The organism is Marinobacterium rhizophilum, assembly GCF_024397915.1.
Taxonomy (GTDB): Bacteria; Pseudomonadota; Gammaproteobacteria; order Pseudomonadales; family Balneatricaceae; genus Marinobacterium_A; species Marinobacterium_A rhizophilum_A.
In genome coordinates, this window is record NZ_CP073347.1 from 4,006,371 (window position 1) to 4,021,944 (window position 15,574).

At 61.3% G+C, this 15,574-nt stretch carries 13 protein-coding genes; 7 read left to right on the top strand and 6 right to left on the bottom strand.

Annotated elements, in window-relative coordinates; translation table 11 throughout:
* Positions 1 to 47: 47 nt before the first annotated feature.
* On the bottom strand, positions 48 to 1,814 hold the full coding sequence (locus KDW95_RS18095) for a SulP family inorganic anion transporter (protein WP_255853180.1): 1,767 nt from the start codon (positions 1,812 to 1,814) through the stop codon (positions 48 to 50).
* 432 nt (positions 1,815 to 2,246) lie between these two features.
* On the opposite strand from KDW95_RS18095, the gene KDW95_RS18100 reads away from it, so the two are divergent.
* The 5 genes from KDW95_RS18100 to KDW95_RS18120 all read left to right on the top strand — a co-directional run bounded on the left by KDW95_RS18100 (position 2,247) and on the right by KDW95_RS18120 (position 9,499).
* Complete coding sequence (locus tag KDW95_RS18100; RefSeq protein ID WP_255853181.1) at positions 2,247 to 5,195, top strand: molybdopterin oxidoreductase family protein; 2,949 nt, start codon at positions 2,247 to 2,249, stop codon at positions 5,193 to 5,195.
* A gap of 330 nt (positions 5,196 to 5,525) precedes the next feature.
* Positions 5,526 to 6,218, top strand: a complete 693-nt coding sequence (locus KDW95_RS18105) for a 4Fe-4S dicluster domain-containing protein (protein ID WP_304941560.1) — start codon at positions 5,526 to 5,528, stop codon at positions 6,216 to 6,218.
* Between the two features lie 52 nt (positions 6,219 to 6,270).
* A complete protein-coding gene (locus tag KDW95_RS18110; protein WP_255853182.1) occupies positions 6,271 to 7,200 on the top strand; it encodes a dimethyl sulfoxide reductase anchor subunit family protein in 930 nt (309 codons plus the stop codon).
* A 117-nt stretch (positions 7,201 to 7,317) separates the two neighbouring features.
* Positions 7,318 to 8,685, top strand: coding sequence for an NAD-dependent succinate-semialdehyde dehydrogenase (locus tag KDW95_RS18115; protein ID WP_255853183.1), 1,368 nt, complete (start codon positions 7,318 to 7,320; stop codon positions 8,683 to 8,685).
* A gap of 55 nt (positions 8,686 to 8,740) precedes the next feature.
* Positions 8,741 to 9,499 (top strand): sulfite exporter TauE/SafE family protein, encoded by a 759-nt coding sequence (locus KDW95_RS18120; protein ID WP_255853184.1) that lies wholly within the window; start codon positions 8,741 to 8,743, stop codon positions 9,497 to 9,499.
* Positions 9,500 to 9,521: 22 nt separating this feature from the next.
* On the opposite strand, the gene KDW95_RS18125 is transcribed toward KDW95_RS18120, so the two are convergent.
* The 3 genes from KDW95_RS18125 to KDW95_RS18135 form a co-directional block, all read right to left on the bottom strand.
* Positions 9,522 to 11,438, bottom strand: a complete 1,917-nt coding sequence (locus KDW95_RS18125) for an ABC transporter substrate-binding protein (protein ID WP_255853185.1) — start codon at positions 11,436 to 11,438, stop codon at positions 9,522 to 9,524.
* A gap of 254 nt (positions 11,439 to 11,692) precedes the next feature.
* Positions 11,693 to 11,941 carry a hypothetical protein gene (locus KDW95_RS18130; protein ID WP_255853186.1) on the bottom strand — a complete coding sequence of 83 codons (249 nt, stop codon included), beginning with the start codon at positions 11,939 to 11,941 and terminating at the stop codon, positions 11,693 to 11,695.
* A 58-nt stretch (positions 11,942 to 11,999) separates the two neighbouring features.
* Positions 12,000 to 12,347: a DUF3461 family protein gene (locus tag KDW95_RS18135; RefSeq protein WP_255853187.1), complete on the bottom strand. Its 348-nt coding sequence runs from the start codon at positions 12,345 to 12,347 to the stop codon at positions 12,000 to 12,002.
* A gap of 257 nt (positions 12,348 to 12,604) precedes the next feature.
* Between KDW95_RS18135 and KDW95_RS18140 the strand changes: the two genes are divergently transcribed.
* Positions 12,605 to 12,868, top strand: a complete 264-nt coding sequence (locus KDW95_RS18140) for a hypothetical protein (protein ID WP_255853188.1) — start codon at positions 12,605 to 12,607, stop codon at positions 12,866 to 12,868.
* Between the two features lie 59 nt (positions 12,869 to 12,927).
* Here KDW95_RS18140 and KDW95_RS18145 read toward each other — a convergent pair whose 3' ends face one another.
* Together KDW95_RS18145 and KDW95_RS18150 are read right to left on the bottom strand one after the other, a co-directional pair.
* Positions 12,928 to 13,323 (bottom strand): DUF3461 family protein, encoded by a 396-nt coding sequence (locus KDW95_RS18145; protein ID WP_255853189.1) that lies wholly within the window; start codon positions 13,321 to 13,323, stop codon positions 12,928 to 12,930.
* A gap of 305 nt (positions 13,324 to 13,628) precedes the next feature.
* Positions 13,629 to 13,994 (bottom strand): glutathione S-transferase N-terminal domain-containing protein, encoded by a 366-nt coding sequence (locus KDW95_RS18150; protein ID WP_255853190.1) that lies wholly within the window; start codon positions 13,992 to 13,994, stop codon positions 13,629 to 13,631.
* A 236-nt stretch (positions 13,995 to 14,230) separates the two neighbouring features.
* On the opposite strand from KDW95_RS18150, the gene KDW95_RS18155 reads away from it, so the two are divergent.
* The gene (locus KDW95_RS18155; RefSeq protein ID WP_255853191.1) at positions 14,231 to 15,562 is read left to right on the top strand and encodes a vWA domain-containing protein; all 1,332 of its coding nucleotides are present in this window, start codon (positions 14,231 to 14,233) and stop codon (positions 15,560 to 15,562) included.
* Positions 15,563 to 15,574: the final 12 nt, after the last annotated feature.

The following is a 15,574-nucleotide window of genomic DNA, read 5'->3' on the forward strand; positions in this document are numbered from 1 at the left end:
GGAACCAGATCCGGGCTGTTGATGCAGCCAAGGGCGCTGCGCCGGGCTCAGGAAGGGTCCGGGTAGTCGCGGCGGCACTCGCTAAAGATACGGGTGCTGCAGCTGTCGCAGGTGGGGCGATCCAGGCGTTCGTAAATGCGGGCGATGGCGGTGCCCTTGCTGATAAAGATGTTCTCGGCGCCAATCTCCTCGATATGACCGTTCTTGTCCAGGTACTGTAATACCCGGTCTTTCAAATTGCTCAGGTAGAGTGTGCCACCGGCGGCGCGGCGGCGCCTCGCTTCATGCACCAGCAGCTCGGCCCCTGCAATGTCGATAAAGTTCATGCCGTTGCCCACGACCAGCAGGTTATCCTCAGGGATGTCCTGCAGGTACTCCTTCACATAATTCACGGCGCCGAAAAACAGCGAGCCTTCAATGCGGATAATGCGCAACTGGGGGCATTCGGGCAGGTTGCGGCCTTCGTTACTGACAAAAAAAGGTGTGGGGGATGTCGGGTCCGGCAGTACCTGCACAATCTTCGGCTTGGAGGTGGTCTTGAGGTAGAACACCAGCGACAGCATCACACCGATATAGATGGCGAACTCCATGGCCATCACCAGGGTGGCGAGGAAGGTAATGATCAGTACTGAGGCTTCGGAGCGGCCGGCCTTGAGAATACCGCCGATATGGTGAAAGTCGATCAGGTTCCAGGATACCACCAGCAGGATGCCGGCCATGCTCGGGATGGGCACGTAGGCGGTAAGATCCGACAGCAGCAGCACGATGATCGCCAGGGAAATGGCGGCGAACACGGCCGCCAGCGGCGAGCGTGCACCGGAGGCATAGTTGACGCCGGTGCGGGTGAAGGAGCCGGACGAGGCGTAGCAGGAGAAAAACGAGCCGACGATGTTCGACAGCGCCTGGCCCATGAACTCCTGGTTGCCGCTGATCGTCTGGTGCGAGCGGCTGGCCACCGAACGGGCGATGGATACCGCCTCGACCAGGCCCAGCAGGCCAATGGCCAGCGCGCCCGAGCCCAGCTGGTGCAGCAGCGCCGGCGAAAAATCCGGCACGCTCAGGGGGGGCAGTGACGCGGGGATGGACCCCACCAGGGCAATGTTGTGTGCCTCGGCGCCGAGCAGCGCGGCCAGCAGGCTGCCGATGATCATGGCCAGCAGCATGTTGGGCCATTTGGGCAGCAGCTTCTTGATGACCAGGCAGCTGAACAGGGTACAGAGCGCCACGGCCAGGGAGTAAACGTTGGTATCCGGCAGGTGCTCAAGCACACCGGCCCAGGTGGAAATAAAAGTACCGTCGCTCTTTACGCTGACTCCCAGCAGGTTTTTCATCTGGCTGGAGGCGATGACCACCGCGGCACCGGCGGTAAAGCCCACGACCACCGAGTGGGAAACGAAATTCACCAGCACGCCCATGCGCGCCAGGGCGAGGCCCAGCTGAAACAGACCGGCCAGCAGCGTGAGCGTCAGGGCCAGCTGAATAAATGCGGCGGAGCCGGGTTCTGCCAGCGGGCTGATGGTGGTGAATACGACGATGGACAGCGCCGCCGTGGGGCCTGAAATCAGGTGAAAGGACGAGCCGAACAGGGCGGCAATAATGGCCGGCACGATGGCGGCATAGAGGCCGTATTGCGGCGGCATGCCGGCGATCAGCGCATAGGCGACGCCCTGGGGCAGTACGATCACCGCATTGGTCAGGCCGGCAAAAAAATCACAGCGCAGGGTTTCCCGGTTCAGCAGGCGGCCCCAGAGCAAAAACGGGAACAGCCGTGTCCAGAGTGTCGCGGAGGGTCTGGTTTTGAATGCGCGTGCCATGAAAGCCCCTGTATCGGTACGGTGGCTGGGGTCAGGTTGCAGAGCAGCCAGCGTTACGCCCAAGCTTAGTGATTTCCAAGGTTAGCCCATAGAACCAGATAAACGGCGCTTGTCATGCCATGGAGCCCGGCGTGGCGCGGGTACAGTGCCGCTGTTTTTCGAGGCTACAGCCTGTCCCTCTTTGGCTGGCCCAATCAATCCTTGCTGGTTGGCGTTTGTCGTCTGGCTTGGCAATCTTCTACACTGTATGAATATAACCAGTTAGTTCCAGCATATTCCTATACGTTATATGTCGGCACTTTGGTCCTTATGCCTGCGAGTTGCAGCGCCGGGCTTTGCCCGGGCTGTGAAGGATAATCAGGGTGTGGTCGCCTGTATTTTCAAGCGCGAAGATTCCAGGTTGCGGCACCGGTACCGGGTTGGAAAATAATAATGAATTCAGTAAAAACTGATGTGCCCTGCAGCCTTGATGCGCAACTGCTGATTGATGCCGTTGAACTGCCGGAGTTCGAAGCGCACGACAAGCAGCAGACCAAGTACACCACCTGCTACATGTGTGCCTGTCGCTGTGGCATCAAGGTCACGGTGGAAGACAACCAGGTTCGCTTCATCCAGGGTAACCCCAATCACCCGATCAACAAGGGTGTGCTCTGTGCCAAGGGCAACTCTGGCATCATGAAGCAAAACTCCCCCGCCAAGCTCAGCGCGCCGATGCTGCGCAAGCCCGGCACCGACCGCGGCGCCGGCGAGTTTGAAGTCATTTCCTGGGCCCAGGCGCTGGATATCCTCGAAAAACGCCTTGCCCATATCCGCGCCACCGATCCAAAACAGCTGGCCTACTTCACCGGCCGCGACCAGATGCAGGCGCTGACCGGCATGTGGGCGAGCCAGTTCGGTACCCTCAACTGGGCGGCGCACGGCGGTTTCTGTTCCGTCAACATGGCCGCCGGCGGCCTCTACACCATGGGGCATGCGTTCTGGGAATTCGGCGATCCGGACTGGGACAACACCAAGTACTTCATGATGTGGGGTGTGGCGGAAGACCACAGCTCCAACCCCATCAAGATTGGCCTGAAAAAGCTCAAGGAGCGCGGCGCCAAGTTTGTTTCCATCAACCCGGTGCGTACCGGCTACCAGGCTATCGCCGACGAGTGGATCTCGATCCGTCCGGGCACCGACGGCCTGCTGGCCCTGTCGATGGTGCATGTGCTGCTCAAGCATCAGCTGGTGGACGAGGAATTCCTGATCCGCTACACCAACTCGCCGCAGCTGGTGGTGAATACGCCGGGCGTGAAGGGCGATGGCCTGTTCTACCGCGTGGACGGCGAAATCCAGGTCTGGGACCAGAATACCGAAAGCTTTGCCGATGCCAGCCGCACCGATGTGGCACCGGCATTGTTTGGCGAGTTCAAGGCAGCGGATGGCACACCGCTGCGCACCGCCATGAGCATTCTGCTGCACAAGTACCTGGACGACGAATACGCCCCCGAGAATGCCGCCAAAGAGTGTGGCGTCGATGCTGAGACCATTGAGCGGCTGGCACTGGAAATGGCCCATGTCGCCTTCAAGGAAACCATTACCCTGGATGTGGAATGGACCGACTGGGCCGGGCGCAAGCAGGACAAGTTTATTGGCCGCCCGGTGTCGATGCATGCCATGCGCGGTATCTCCGCCCATTCCAATGGCTTTCAGACCTGCCGTGCCATCCATCTGCTGCAGGTACTGCTGGGCACCATCGACTGCCCGGGTGGCCATCTGGCCAAGCCGCCGTTTCCAAAGCATGTGCCGCCGGGCATCAAGCCTGCGAAAGAGTGCGCGCCCAACACGCCGCTCAAATCTCCGCCGCTGGGTTTCCCCACCTGCCCGGAAGACCTGGTGATCGATGCCGATGGCAATCCGCTGCGCATCGACAAGGCTTATAGCTGGGATGCGCCCATTTCCTGTCACGGCCTGATGCACATGGTGATCAGCAATGCGGTGAAAGGTGACCCCTACAAGATCGATACCCTGATGCTGTTCATGGCCAATATGGCCTGGAACTCCAGCATGAACACCGCCCAGACGCTGGACATGCTCTGCGCCAGGGAGGATGACGGCGAATACAAGATTCCCTTTATCGTCTGCTCCGATGCCTTCCATTCTGAAATGGTGAGCTATTCCGACCTGATACTGCCGGACACCACCTACCTAGAGCGCTACGACACCATCTCGATGCTGGATCGCCCGATCTCCGAACCCCATGCCGCCTGTGACTCGGTGCGTATACCGGTGATCCAGCCAGATCGCGATGTATTGTCCTGGCAGGAAGTGATGATCGAGATGGCCGGACGGCTGAAGTTCCCCGCCTTCACCACTCCCGAGGGCGAACGTCGCTACGAAGGCTACAAGGACTTTATCGTCAATTTCCAGAAGGAACCCGGTATCGGCTTCCTGGCGGGGTATCGCGGTGAAGATGGCAGCAAGTCGCTGCGCGGCGAGCCGAATCCGCGCCAGTGGGAAGCCTATGAGGAAAACGAGGGCTTCTTCGAGTTCGAGCTGGACCTGAATCAGCGCTACATGCGCCACGCCAACCGGGACTACCTGGAACTGGCAAAAGAGGCCGGCTGGGTGGGCTCCACCGGTCAGATCCTGATCGAGCTGTATTCCGAAAAGCTGCAGACCTTTCGCCTGGCCGGCCAGGGTCTGTACGACGGCCCCATGCCCACCGAGGCGCACCACAAGGAGCGCCTGGTCAAGTATTTCGACCCGCTGCCGTTCTTTTACATGCCGCTGGAAGAGCAGCGTATCGACCGTGACGAATACCCGTTCCATGCGGTGAACCAGCGCCCCATGTTCATGTATCACAGCTGGGACAGCCAGAACGCCTGGTTGCGCCAGATCATGTCGCAGAACTACCTGTTCATGAACCGTGTGGCCGGCGAGAAGGCCGGCATCAAGGATCTGTCCTGGGTGTGGGTGGAATCCCACAACGGCAAGATTCGTGTGCAGGTCAAGCTGATGGAAGGCTGCAACGAACAGACGGTCTGGACCTGGAACGCCATCGCCAAGAAAGGCGGCGCCTGGGGCCTGTCGAAAGACTCCAACGAGGCGACCGATGCCTTTTTGATGAACCACCTGATATCCGAACTGCTGCCGCAAAAGGGCGACAAGGAAGACCGCGTCACCAACTCGGACCCTGTCACCGGCCAGGCCGCCTGGTATGACCTGCGCGTCAAGATTACCCCGGCCGCCGAGGGCGAAACCGGAGCCTGGCCATCCTTTGCCGCGCTGAAGCCGCTGCCAGGGGCCAAGGAATCGCCCCGGATGCTCAGCTACAGCAGTCACAAGAACGTTAACCTCAAGCGTCCGATGTTAGACATCCTGACGCGCGGCGAGAAGTAGGAGAGGACAACATGGAATGCAGCCTCTGTATAGCCGGGTTGGGCGTATCCCCCGATCTGCTGAATCCTAAGTCTCAAGCGTCCGATGCTCGGCATAGCGCTGACGCCTGGCGAGAAATAACGGGAGAACAATAATATGAAACTCGGACTCGTTGTCGATCTCGATACCTGCGTGGGCTGTCATGCCTATGGCGACAGTGCAACAGCGTGCAACCTGTGGAACACGGTAAACATGAATGGTGCGGTAACCGGACTAACGTCAGCCTCAAGTGCGCGATGTTCGGCGATCGTGCTGGCAACACGTGGCGAGAAATAACGGGAGAACAATAATATGAAACTCGGACTCGTTGTCGATCTCGATACCTGCGTGGGCTGCCATGGCTGCGCCACGGCCTGCAAGCAGTGGAACACCTCGGGCACCATAGGCCCGCTGTCGGACAAGGACCCCTACGGTCGCGATCCATCCGGCAGCTGGCTCAACCGCATACGCACCTACGAAGTGGGGGATACCCCCAACAGCAAGACCGTTCATATGCCGATGTCGTGCATGCACTGCGAAGAGGCTGCCTGCGTGACCGTGTGCCCGACCGGCGCCTCCTACAAGCGCAAGGAAGATGGCATCGTGCTGGTGGACCAGGACAAGTGCATGGGCTGCAACCTCTGCTCCTGGGCCTGCCCCTACGGTGCCCGCGAGCTGGACCCGCAGGAAGGCACCATGAAGAAGTGCACCCTCTGTGTGGACCGCATCTACGATGAAAAACTGCCGGAAGCCGAGCGCAAGCCTGCCTGCGTGCTGACCTGTCCGACCAGTTCACGCGTGTTCGGTGACTTCGATGACCCCAATTCCGAAGTCAGCCGTCTGACCCGCGAGCGCAGCGGTCAGCAGCTGATGCCGGAACTGGGCTACAACCCGGTGAACACCTACCTGCCGCCGCGGAACAAGAAGGTGGCGCAGACCTATCCGGTCAAGCCGTCCCTGGGGACGAGCGTGAAACAGTGGGTCAACAAGGTTATTAGCCGCTAAGCCCCCTTCATCGTTAATGGCCCGGCAACGGGCCCGCACTGGAGTCGCTGCCATGCATCCGGCATTTTCTGTACTGATTTTTACTGTTACTTCCGGGGCCGGCTACGGCCTGTTGGCGCTGATGGTACTGGCGCACCTGGCGGGGCTGAGTGCCCTGCAGGACAGCACTTTGCTGCTGTCCGGCGGCGTGCTGGCGCTGCTGATGATCACCATCGGCCTGCTGGCCTCTACCCTGCACCTGGCCAACCCGAAAAACGCCTGGCGCGCCTTCGCGCGTTTTCGCACCTCCTGGCTGTCCCGCGAGGCGGTGTTCGCCGTGCTTGTCTACCCGGTGACGCTGCTGTACCTGTTCGGGGTCTATTCGCAGGGCGCTGATTTGAATGGCTTTTTCAGTACCTGTGGCGTACTGGCAGCACTGCTGGCCATGATCACCCTGTTCTGTACCAGCATGATTTACGCCAGCCTTAAAACCATTCGTCAGTGGTGCACCGCGCTGACGCCGCTGAACTACCTCTCCCTGGGGCTGATGTCCGGCGCACTCTGTCTGGCCACACTGCAGGCGCTGTTGCAGGAAGGCCTGTCTCCGGTGCTGCGCAGCACCGGCCTTGGCCTGATTGCGCTTGGTGCAGTGGCCAAACTGATCTACCTGTTCTGGATCGGCAAGCCTGCAGGCGCCACCATCAAGACGGCCACCGGCTTTACCCAGGCCAGCGTGCGGCTGCTGGATGCCGGTCACAGTGCCGGTACCTTCCTGACCAACGAGTTCGGTTACACGGTGGCGGCCAACAGGCTGCTGCGGCTGCGTTTTGCCATGGTGGCGCTGGCCTTTGTCGTGCCCTTCATCCTGCTGGCACAGGGCGGTGCGCTGGCCACATTGCTGGCGGCGCTGCTGGCCCTGGCGGGGCTGCTGGTGGAACGCTGGCTGTTTTTCGCCGAAGCCCGTCATGTTGTGCGCCTCTACCACGGTGACCAGCGCACCTGAGGTCATCCGATTTTTCGATAGTTTAGAACAGCAGCGTCGGATAGCGGCGCTGCTGTTTTTGCGGGCACAGGCTGTGCGAAGCGCCCGCTCCAACCTGATACACAAGGAAGCCTTGAAATGATGTTTGAATCACGCAATCCGGCCACGGGCGAGCTGATCGAAGTGTTTGACCTGTTGAGTGACGCCCAGCTGGAGGCGCGCCTTGAGCAGTCCCGCGTGGCGAGCCTTGCATGGCGCGGCAGCGACAACAGTGAGCGTGCCGCTTTGCTGCGCCGGATTGCCGCGGTTCTGACAACCCGGCGCGAGTCCCTGGCGCGCACCATCTCGCTGGAAATGGGCAAGCTGCTGCCCGAAGCCCTGGGTGAGGTCGACAAGTGCGCCCAGTGCTGCGAGCACTACGCCGAACATGCCGCAGCCATGCTGCAGGACGAGATGATCCCGACGCACGCACGCCGCTCCCTGGTGAGCTTCGAGCCGCTGGGCACCATCCTGGCGGTCATGCCGTGGAACTTCCCGCTGTGGCAGGTGTTCCGCTTCCTGGCGCCAACCCTGATGGCCGGCAATACCGCGCTGCTCAAGCACGCCCCCAACGTGTCCCGCTGTGCGCTGCTGGTGGAAGATATCCTGCGTGAAGCCGGCGCGGCTGAAGGCTTGTTCGGCACCCTGCTGATTTCCGTCGAGCAGACTGCTGCGGTCATCGCCGATGGCCGGGTGCACGGCGTTGCCTTTACCGGCAGTGAAGCCACCGGTCGCAAGATCGCGGCCATGGCGGGACAGAGCCTGAAAAAAGTGGTGCTGGAACTGGGCGGCTCCGATCCCTTTATCGTGCTGGAAGACGCCGATCTCGACCAGGCGGTGGAATTCGCCATGAAGCTGCGCTTTGGCAATGCCGGTCAGATCTGCATCGCCGCCAAGCGCTTTATCCTCACGCCCGCCATTGCCGATGCGTTTGTCGAACGCATGCAGGCCCGGGTGGCGCAGCTTCAAACCGGTGATCCACTGCAGGCAGGCACGAGCCTGGCGCCCATGGCGCGCGAAGACCTGCGCAGCGGCTTGCAGCGCCAGGTGGAGGCCGCGATCGCCGGCGGTGCCAAACTGCTCACCGGTGGTGCGGTGCAGGAGGGGCCTGGCTGGTTCTATCAGCCCTCGGTACTGGACAACGTAAAGCCCGGCAACATGGCATTTGACGAAGAGCTGTTTGGCCCGGTCGCCTCTATTGTGCGGGCGGCGGATGTGGAAGATGCCATTCGTCTGGCCAATGCCACGCGTTTTGGCCTGGGCGCCAGTATCTGGACGGCCGACAGCGAGCGCGGCGAAGCCATAGCACGCAGGCTGGAGGCCGGCGCCTGCTTCGTCAATGCGCCAGTGGCCAGCGACGTGCGCATGCCGTTCGGAGGTACCAAGGCCTCGGGTCTGGGACGCGAACTGGCCAGCTACGGCATCCGCGAATTCTGCAACATCAAGTCACTGTGGATTGCCGACTGAACGCCGCAGGCCGGCTAAGGGTCGCGCCCGTCTTCCGACAAGCTGAGGGCGCCGGATGATCGTCTTTGGTGGTTCTGAACTGCTGTTGCTGCTCTGCCTGGCGCTGGCCAGCTATATCCAGGCCACCACCGGCTTTGCTTTCGGCCTGATCGTGATGGCCTGTGTTACGGCGCTGGGGCTTGCGCCCATTGATGTGACGGCATTGCTGGTCGGCGCCCTCACGCTGGTCAATGCGGCGACGGCGCTCAGGGGCGGGCTCTGGCGGGATGCAAACTGGCGGGCGCTGGGCTGGATGCTGGCCGCTTGCCTGCCGGCCACCTTTGTCGGTCTGGCGCTGCTCAGCCATACCAGCGAGGACCAGCTGGGCTTGCTCCAGGGAACCCTGGGGGTTTGTCTGATCGGTAGCAGCCTGCTGATGATGTACCGGGTACGGCAGTTGGAAAAACCATCTTCGGTGCCGGCCTTCGCTTTGTGCGGCGTGCTGGCCGGCCTGATGGGGGGGCTCTTCGCGGTATTCGGCCCGCCCCCCACCTTTATGATGTATCGCCAGCCCGACCGCATTGCCTCCATTCGCGCGACCCTGATCTGGTTCTTCAGCCTGATGTCAGCCCTGCGCCTGGTTGCCGTGCTCTGGACGGAGCCCGTGGGCGAAAGCTTTGTTGGCCTGGCTGTGCTGGGTACGCCGGTGGTGGTGCTGGCGGCGATGGCGGCGCGGCGTTTCCCGCCGCCGTTGTCCAGCCAGGCGCTGCGGCGCTTTGCCTTTGGCTTGCTGCTGCTGTCCGGTATTGGTCTGATGGTGAAAGGGTTCTTTTGACGCCCTGAAGGCAAGCCGGGCCTCAAAGCCCCAGCCATTCCGGCCGGCGCGGTATGTCGGTGGAATAGACGCGCTCCATGCGAATGATGCCCCGCTCGATCAGGTCCGCCACGGGGGCGTCGGTCGAACCTGAAACATGGCTGCGATAGATCAGCACCCGGGTAATCCCCCGGTGATCTTCAGGGGTCCAGCTGGCCGGTGAGCAGACGCCTTCGAGTCCTGCCGGCACCCAGTCCTGGCGCTGGTAAAGCCCCTGGCGGATATTGGGGCCACTGATGCCGCCGTTGCGGTCGGCCCATTCCATGGCTTCCTTGATGTAAAACATCGAACAGATGCCCCGGATATAGTGCACGGGTCTGTAAGCCTGGCCCGTGGGGTCCGACATCTTGGATATTTCCTGTACGGTATACATCCCCGGTACATCATCGCCCCATTTGGCGGCGCCCATGACCCAGACCACCCCGTCGGCACCGGCGCCGGCTGCCTGCATCACGTTCTCGTCAAAGCCCCAGATATTCACCATGAACTGGGTATCCACCTGCAGCGCCTTGCAGCGCGCCAGTAAAACCGAGACCGAGGCCGTGGTGTTCGCCAGGTAGGCATAGTCGGCCGCCTGGGATCTAAGGCTTTCACATTGTTCAGTGAAGTCACCCGGGGTCATGGGCAGCCCAATGACCGGCAGCACCTCGAAGCCGAGCTCGGTGGCATAGGCCTGGCAGGCTTTTTTCGGCGCATTGGGATAGGGGTGGTTTTCGCCCATATGGACGAACCGCGGCGTCGTGCCATTGCCCCTTGCACTCCAGTCGTCCCGTGCCCATTGCAGCAGGCCCCGGCAGGCGTCTGAGTATGACGGGCCGTAGAAGAAATTGTAGGGCGCGGCCCGGCCACTGGCTCCACGGCCTGTGGGGTCGGTCAGCGAGGCCGCATAGGAGGCTGAAAAATAAGGGATTTCATCCTCTGCGACGGCACCGATCAGCGCTTCGGTGGAAGGCGTGCTCCAGCCATGAATGGCCAGAACATTCTGTGTTGCCCATTTGCGATAGCCTTCCAGTGCACGGGGTACCAGGTAGGAAGTATCGACGGTATCCAGATCGATCAGGTGGCCATTTACACCACCATTGGCATTGATCCAGTTGCTGGCATCAATCATCGCCTGGCCATAGATGCGCCCGGTGCCGGAGGCGATGCCGCTCTGGTCGACCAGTTGCCCGACCAGCAGGTAGGGGGACTGCTGTACCGGCGGTGCAGTTGCCGTTACAGGAGCCACCGCAGGAGCAGGCGCCTCCCTGGGTGGCGCAGGCAACAACAGCCAGACCAGCAGGCCCCCGGCACCCAGGCCTGCGAGGGTAGCCAGCGCAGGCAGCAACCAGCGGGGCCTTGAGGCGCCCTGGCTGTCGGTGCTGCGCTGATCGTTGGCGCGCACCCGGTAAACACTTACCGGTTTGGCAATGTTCTTTACATGCTGCTCGCCGAGGAAGTCGTAGCCGAAGTGCACCTTGCCTTCAACGGCATCGTAGACAGAACTGGAGATACAGATGCCGCCGGGCTCGGCGAGGGATTCCATGCGGGCGGCGATATTGACGCCGTCACCGAAGATAATGCCGCTGTCATCCTCGATTACATCGCCGAGGTTGACGCCGATGCGAAATTCCATGCGTCGCGGCGCCGGCAACTCCAGGTTGCGGCCTTCCAGCACCTTCTGTATCTCGACGGCCCCGTTGACTGCCTCCACCGCGCTTGGAAACTCGGCCAGGATGTTGTCGCCGGGGGCGTCGACGATGCGCCCCTGGTGGCGGTCGATCACACGGCCAATGGCTTGCTGGTATTGCTTGAGGGTATCCACCGTCGCCTGCTCATCATCCCCCATCAGGCGTGAATACTCGACGACATCGGCGCTGAGAATGGCGGCTAGCTTGCGTTTGGCGTCGGACGGGCTCATGGGTAGGTCTCGCCAGCGGGGTCAGGGTCCAGGGGAGCGGTCCACGCAATGGAGGACCGGCGCCTGTTACCTGCAGTGTAGACGGCGGGGGGAGGCCGGGGAGGCGTCTCGACTCAGCGTGCAGTGCAATCGAGATTCTGCAGCATGGCAGTTATTCGCTGCTGCTGAATAACGCACAGCCTTACCGGGAGGATGTGAGGTTGATCCATCAGTGGCTGCGGGACTACCAGCCGGAAATGGCGGCCCGGCCCTGATCAGGCCTGGATATCGAGCAGGGTGCCGATAACGTTGTCCGCCGCCTGGATGACCTTGAGGCCGGAGAGGGCATAGGTTTCGGCCTGCTGCAGGCCGGTGAGGGATTCAACAATGGTGCTGCTGCCGGCCTGGTTAACCTGGCTGGCGCTCGCCGGCTGTGCCAGTTCGCCGGCATGTTGGCCAATGTTGGCCTGGGCCTGTTGCAGCAGCACAGAACCTGACGACAGGGCGCTGTTGATGGGGAGCATGAGAGTACCTGAGCGTTGCAGTGATGCTCAGACAGTGTAGCAAAGGCGGCTCAAGCCATCAGTGCCATTGCTTGAGATTGCTGCGCAGTTCTTCGAGCTTGGCGCCGACGACCTTTTCGAGCTGACTCAGTTCGCCCAGCAGCTGTTCGCGCGTGGGTGCCGGCTGACCCTGGCGGGTGAGTTGCTGCAGCTCGTCCAGTGCGCTGAGCAACTCGGCGGCGGCGGTGCTGTTGCCGGTTGCAGGGCGCTGGAAACTGAACTTCATGCTGTGGGGCTGGGTGTCGCCCTCGGCGCTATGGAAGTAGATCTTCAGCTCGTCGCTGGTTTGGCCTTCCTTGAGGGTATAGCGTGCGATGGACTCAACGGTGTTAATGCCCATGGCAGTGAGTGTCGGATAGCTGTGCATGAGATCTCCAGTGGCCGGCAGGATGCGTAGCAGCGGTGCTGAGTTGTAGGCTGACTGACAGATTAAGAGCTTTGGCGCTGTTGCTCTAGCGCCAGTGAGGGCCGAACGATGATGCCAGTGGGGTGCCAGGGGCGGCTTTTTGGTTCCACCGGGGCCTTGTCGCTGGACCTAGCCTCCCGGGGACAGGCCGGTCATGATGGAAACCTGCGCCTGAATGGGTGCACCCTCCATACAAAAACTCAGGCAAAGGTGACGAGATGGCTGCAGCAAGCGTGGAAATCAAACTCAGCGAACAGGCAGCGAAGCTTTTTGCGGACTACGAGCGCTACACCCATGTAACGCCCGAGGTGTACATCAATGAACTGGTGGACAAGACCCTGCCCACGCTGCAGGCCATGGTGGCGGCGTTTGAAGAGTGCCAGGACAACCCCGATGCTGTGATGGAAGTCTTCGGTCGCAAGATGGGCGAGATGATGCTGGAACAGAAGCAGGCACAGCAGGCGGCCAGCCAGTCGCAGTAGGTCGCGCTGCCTGAGTACCCGACAGGCAGTGGCCGCAGGGCCACCGCCTGCCACAGGCGCTACTTCATGTTTTCTATTTGTCGACGCAGCTCGTCGATCTTCGAGTTCACCACGGTTTCGAGGTGGTTCAGGTCTTCCAGAAAGCGGGCTTTCAGATCTTCCGGCGGCAGCGCAGCAGGCTCTGCAGTGAGCTTTTTCAACTCGGCCACGGCGCTCTGCAGTCGGGGGCTGCTGTCCTTCAGGCTGTCCCACTTCTCACCGCTACGAAACTGCAGCGGGATGGATTTGCGCGGATGGGCAAAGGTGAACTTCTTGCTGCGTGACAGCAGTGAGCCCTTGGGACGCTTGTAGTAAATCTTCAGCACATCGGCATCGCTCTGGCGACGCAGGCTGTACTTGCTGATGTCCTCGAAGGAGGTGATGCCCATTTCTTCGAGCGTCGGGTAGTCTGACATGAGTTCGGTCTCGCCAATAACAATGGATAAAGGGGGTCTGGTCATGCAGTGGGTATAGCAGTGATACCCGCATAAGCCAACGTCGGTGCCCGAAGGGGGCAAGACGGCTGTGGATCAGATTGTTGTTATTGTCGAAACCTGCAGAGCTGGGTACGGGCGCCGTGTTTTGCAGTACCGGTGCCGGGCGTGCATCCTTGCGGTGCAGCCTGCACCTGAATGGGGCGGGCTACGCGGGCTAATTATAGTCTGTGCCTGGAGCCCGCATAGAGCCAGCAGAGGCTCCCGTGGGGAGCCAGCTTGCGTTCTTATACCGCGGCAACGGAGTCCAGGTAACGCACGATATCGGAGGATTCATACATCCACTGTACTTCGCCGTTGTCGTTTTCAATACGCAGGCAGGGTACCTTCAGCTGGCCGCCCTGCTCCAGCAGTTCCTGGCCGAAGCCCGACTGCTTCTTGGCATCCCTGGTTTCAATCTTCAGCGATTGGCGACGCATGGCCCGGCGCACCTTGACGCAAAACGGGCAGGCGGCGTACTGATACAGCGCCATGCGCGCGGTCTGTGCATCCAGCACGGCCTGCTGTTCGGGGGCGCGCTTGATGCCGCGCGGGCGGGTCAGGAAATCGAGCACCAGGATGATGCGTCCAAGAATCCAGCGGATAATCGCCATGGTTTTTCACCTTCAAAATACGGATGCTGCAATTGCGCCGCTTTATATCACAGATGCGGGCGTGCGGTCGAATTTTGATCAGCCAAGAGGCCCCGCTTCCCGTCGTCTTACAAATCTTTTACAACACCCATACGTTTGTCTGACCGGCCCGCGACCCCGGCGCCCTAGAGTGCAACACAGGCAGTGACCATTGCACCAGCACGGGCACTGTATACACTCAACCGGGGAGAAGAATCATGCAAACAGGGAATTCACATCGCTGGCTGCGGCCAGTATTACTGCTCCTGCTCTGGCTGCCACTGGCGGCGCAGGCGCGGGAAGTGGGGCTCAACCTGAGCCTGGCGACACCGGTCATGGATGCCGGCAGTACCCAGACCGCCTTTATAAAGATTGCCCTGCAGGGATTTGAACAGGAGAGCCTGGCGCAACGCACGCCGGTGAATGTCGCCATCGTGCTCGACAAGTCCGGCTCCATGAGCGGCGAGAAAATCGCCAATGCGCGTGAAGCCGCCATCATGGCCATCGAGAGCCTGGATGCGCGGGATATCGTCTCGGTGGTCAGCTATGACTCCCGTATCCGGGTGGTGGTACCGGCTACCCGGGTGGAGGATCGCGCATCCATCTATCGTGCCATCCGCAGCCTCAGGGCCGAGGGCAATACGGCACTCTTTGCCGGCGTCAGCAAGGGCGCACGGGAGGTGCGCAAGTTTCTCGATCGCCAGCGCGTCAACCGCGTGATTCTGCTGTCCGACGGCCTGGCCAACGTGGGGCCCCAGTCACCCCATGAGCTGGGTCGTTTGGGGCAGTCCCTGGCCAAGGAAGGCATCAGCGTGACCACCATTGGCCTGGGGCTGGGCTACAACGAGGATCTGATGACGCAGCTGGCGGGTTTCAGCGACGGCAACCATGCCTTTGTGGAAAATGCCGCCGATCTCGAGCGCATCTTCCAGTACGAATTCGGTGACGTGATGTCGGTAGTGGCGCAGGACCTGAACATCGAGATTCGCTGCCTTAACGGGGTACGGCCACTGCGCCTGATCGGGCGTGAAGCCGAGGTGATCGGCGACCGGGTACGTACCCGCCTGAGCTCGCTCTACAGCGAGCAGGAGAAATTCGTTATTCTCGAAGTCGAAGTGCCGGCCCGCACCGCCGGCAGCACCCTGGACCTGGCCCAGGTGCAGCTGGACTACAACCATCTGGCCCTGCGGGAAAAACGCCAGCTCAGCGGCATGGTGCAGGCGGCGTTCAGTGCCTCTGAAGAGGAAGTGCAGCAGGCCGTCGACAAGCCCGCGCTGGAAGCGGCGGTTGAGCAGGTGGCCAACGAATACAGCCGCCAGGCACTGGAGCGGCGTGACCAGGGCGATATCGAAGGGGCCAGGAGTATTCTGCAGAAAAGTGCCGAGCTGCTGGGCTCGAAGGCCGACAGTCTGAGTTCACCGAAACTGGAGGCGCAGGAAGCCGAAGCGCTGCAGGACGCCGATGACATCTCATCGAAGGACGACTGGAACCGCAAGCGCAAGGAGCTGCGCGAACGCCAGTACAAGCGTTCGACCCAGCAGACCTACTAACGGACAACGGAG

What these genes read in the sequence shown, in the direction of transcription:
- KDW95_RS18130 (WP_255853186.1), bottom strand. Translation starts at nt 11,941, where the DNA reads ATGCTCCCCATCAACAGCGCCCTGTCGTCAGGTTCTGTGCTGCTGCAA.
- KDW95_RS18125 (WP_255853185.1), bottom strand. Translation starts at nt 11,438, where the DNA reads ATGAGCCCGTCCGACGCCAAACGCAAGCTAGCCGCCATTCTCAGCGCC.
- KDW95_RS18110 (WP_255853182.1), top strand. Translation starts at nt 6,271, where the DNA reads ATGCATCCGGCATTTTCTGTACTGATTTTTACTGTTACTTCCGGGGCC.
- KDW95_RS18150 (WP_255853190.1), bottom strand. Translation starts at nt 13,994, where the DNA reads ATGGCGATTATCCGCTGGATTCTTGGACGCATCATCCTGGTGCTCGAT.
- KDW95_RS18105 (WP_304941560.1), top strand. Translation starts at nt 5,526, where the DNA reads ATGAAACTCGGACTCGTTGTCGATCTCGATACCTGCGTGGGCTGCCAT.
- KDW95_RS18120 (WP_255853184.1), top strand. Translation starts at nt 8,741, where the DNA reads ATGATCGTCTTTGGTGGTTCTGAACTGCTGTTGCTGCTCTGCCTGGCG.
- KDW95_RS18135 (WP_255853187.1), bottom strand. Translation starts at nt 12,347, where the DNA reads ATGCACAGCTATCCGACACTCACTGCCATGGGCATTAACACCGTTGAG.
- KDW95_RS18140 (WP_255853188.1), top strand. Translation starts at nt 12,605, where the DNA reads ATGGCTGCAGCAAGCGTGGAAATCAAACTCAGCGAACAGGCAGCGAAG.
- KDW95_RS18100 (WP_255853181.1), top strand. Translation starts at nt 2,247, where the DNA reads ATGAATTCAGTAAAAACTGATGTGCCCTGCAGCCTTGATGCGCAACTG.
- KDW95_RS18145 (WP_255853189.1), bottom strand. Translation starts at nt 13,323, where the DNA reads ATGTCAGACTACCCGACGCTCGAAGAAATGGGCATCACCTCCTTCGAG.
- KDW95_RS18115 (WP_255853183.1), top strand. Translation starts at nt 7,318, where the DNA reads ATGATGTTTGAATCACGCAATCCGGCCACGGGCGAGCTGATCGAAGTG.
- KDW95_RS18095 (WP_255853180.1), bottom strand. Translation starts at nt 1,814, where the DNA reads ATGGCACGCGCATTCAAAACCAGACCCTCCGCGACACTCTGGACACGG.
- KDW95_RS18155 (WP_255853191.1), top strand. Translation starts at nt 14,231, where the DNA reads ATGCAAACAGGGAATTCACATCGCTGGCTGCGGCCAGTATTACTGCTC.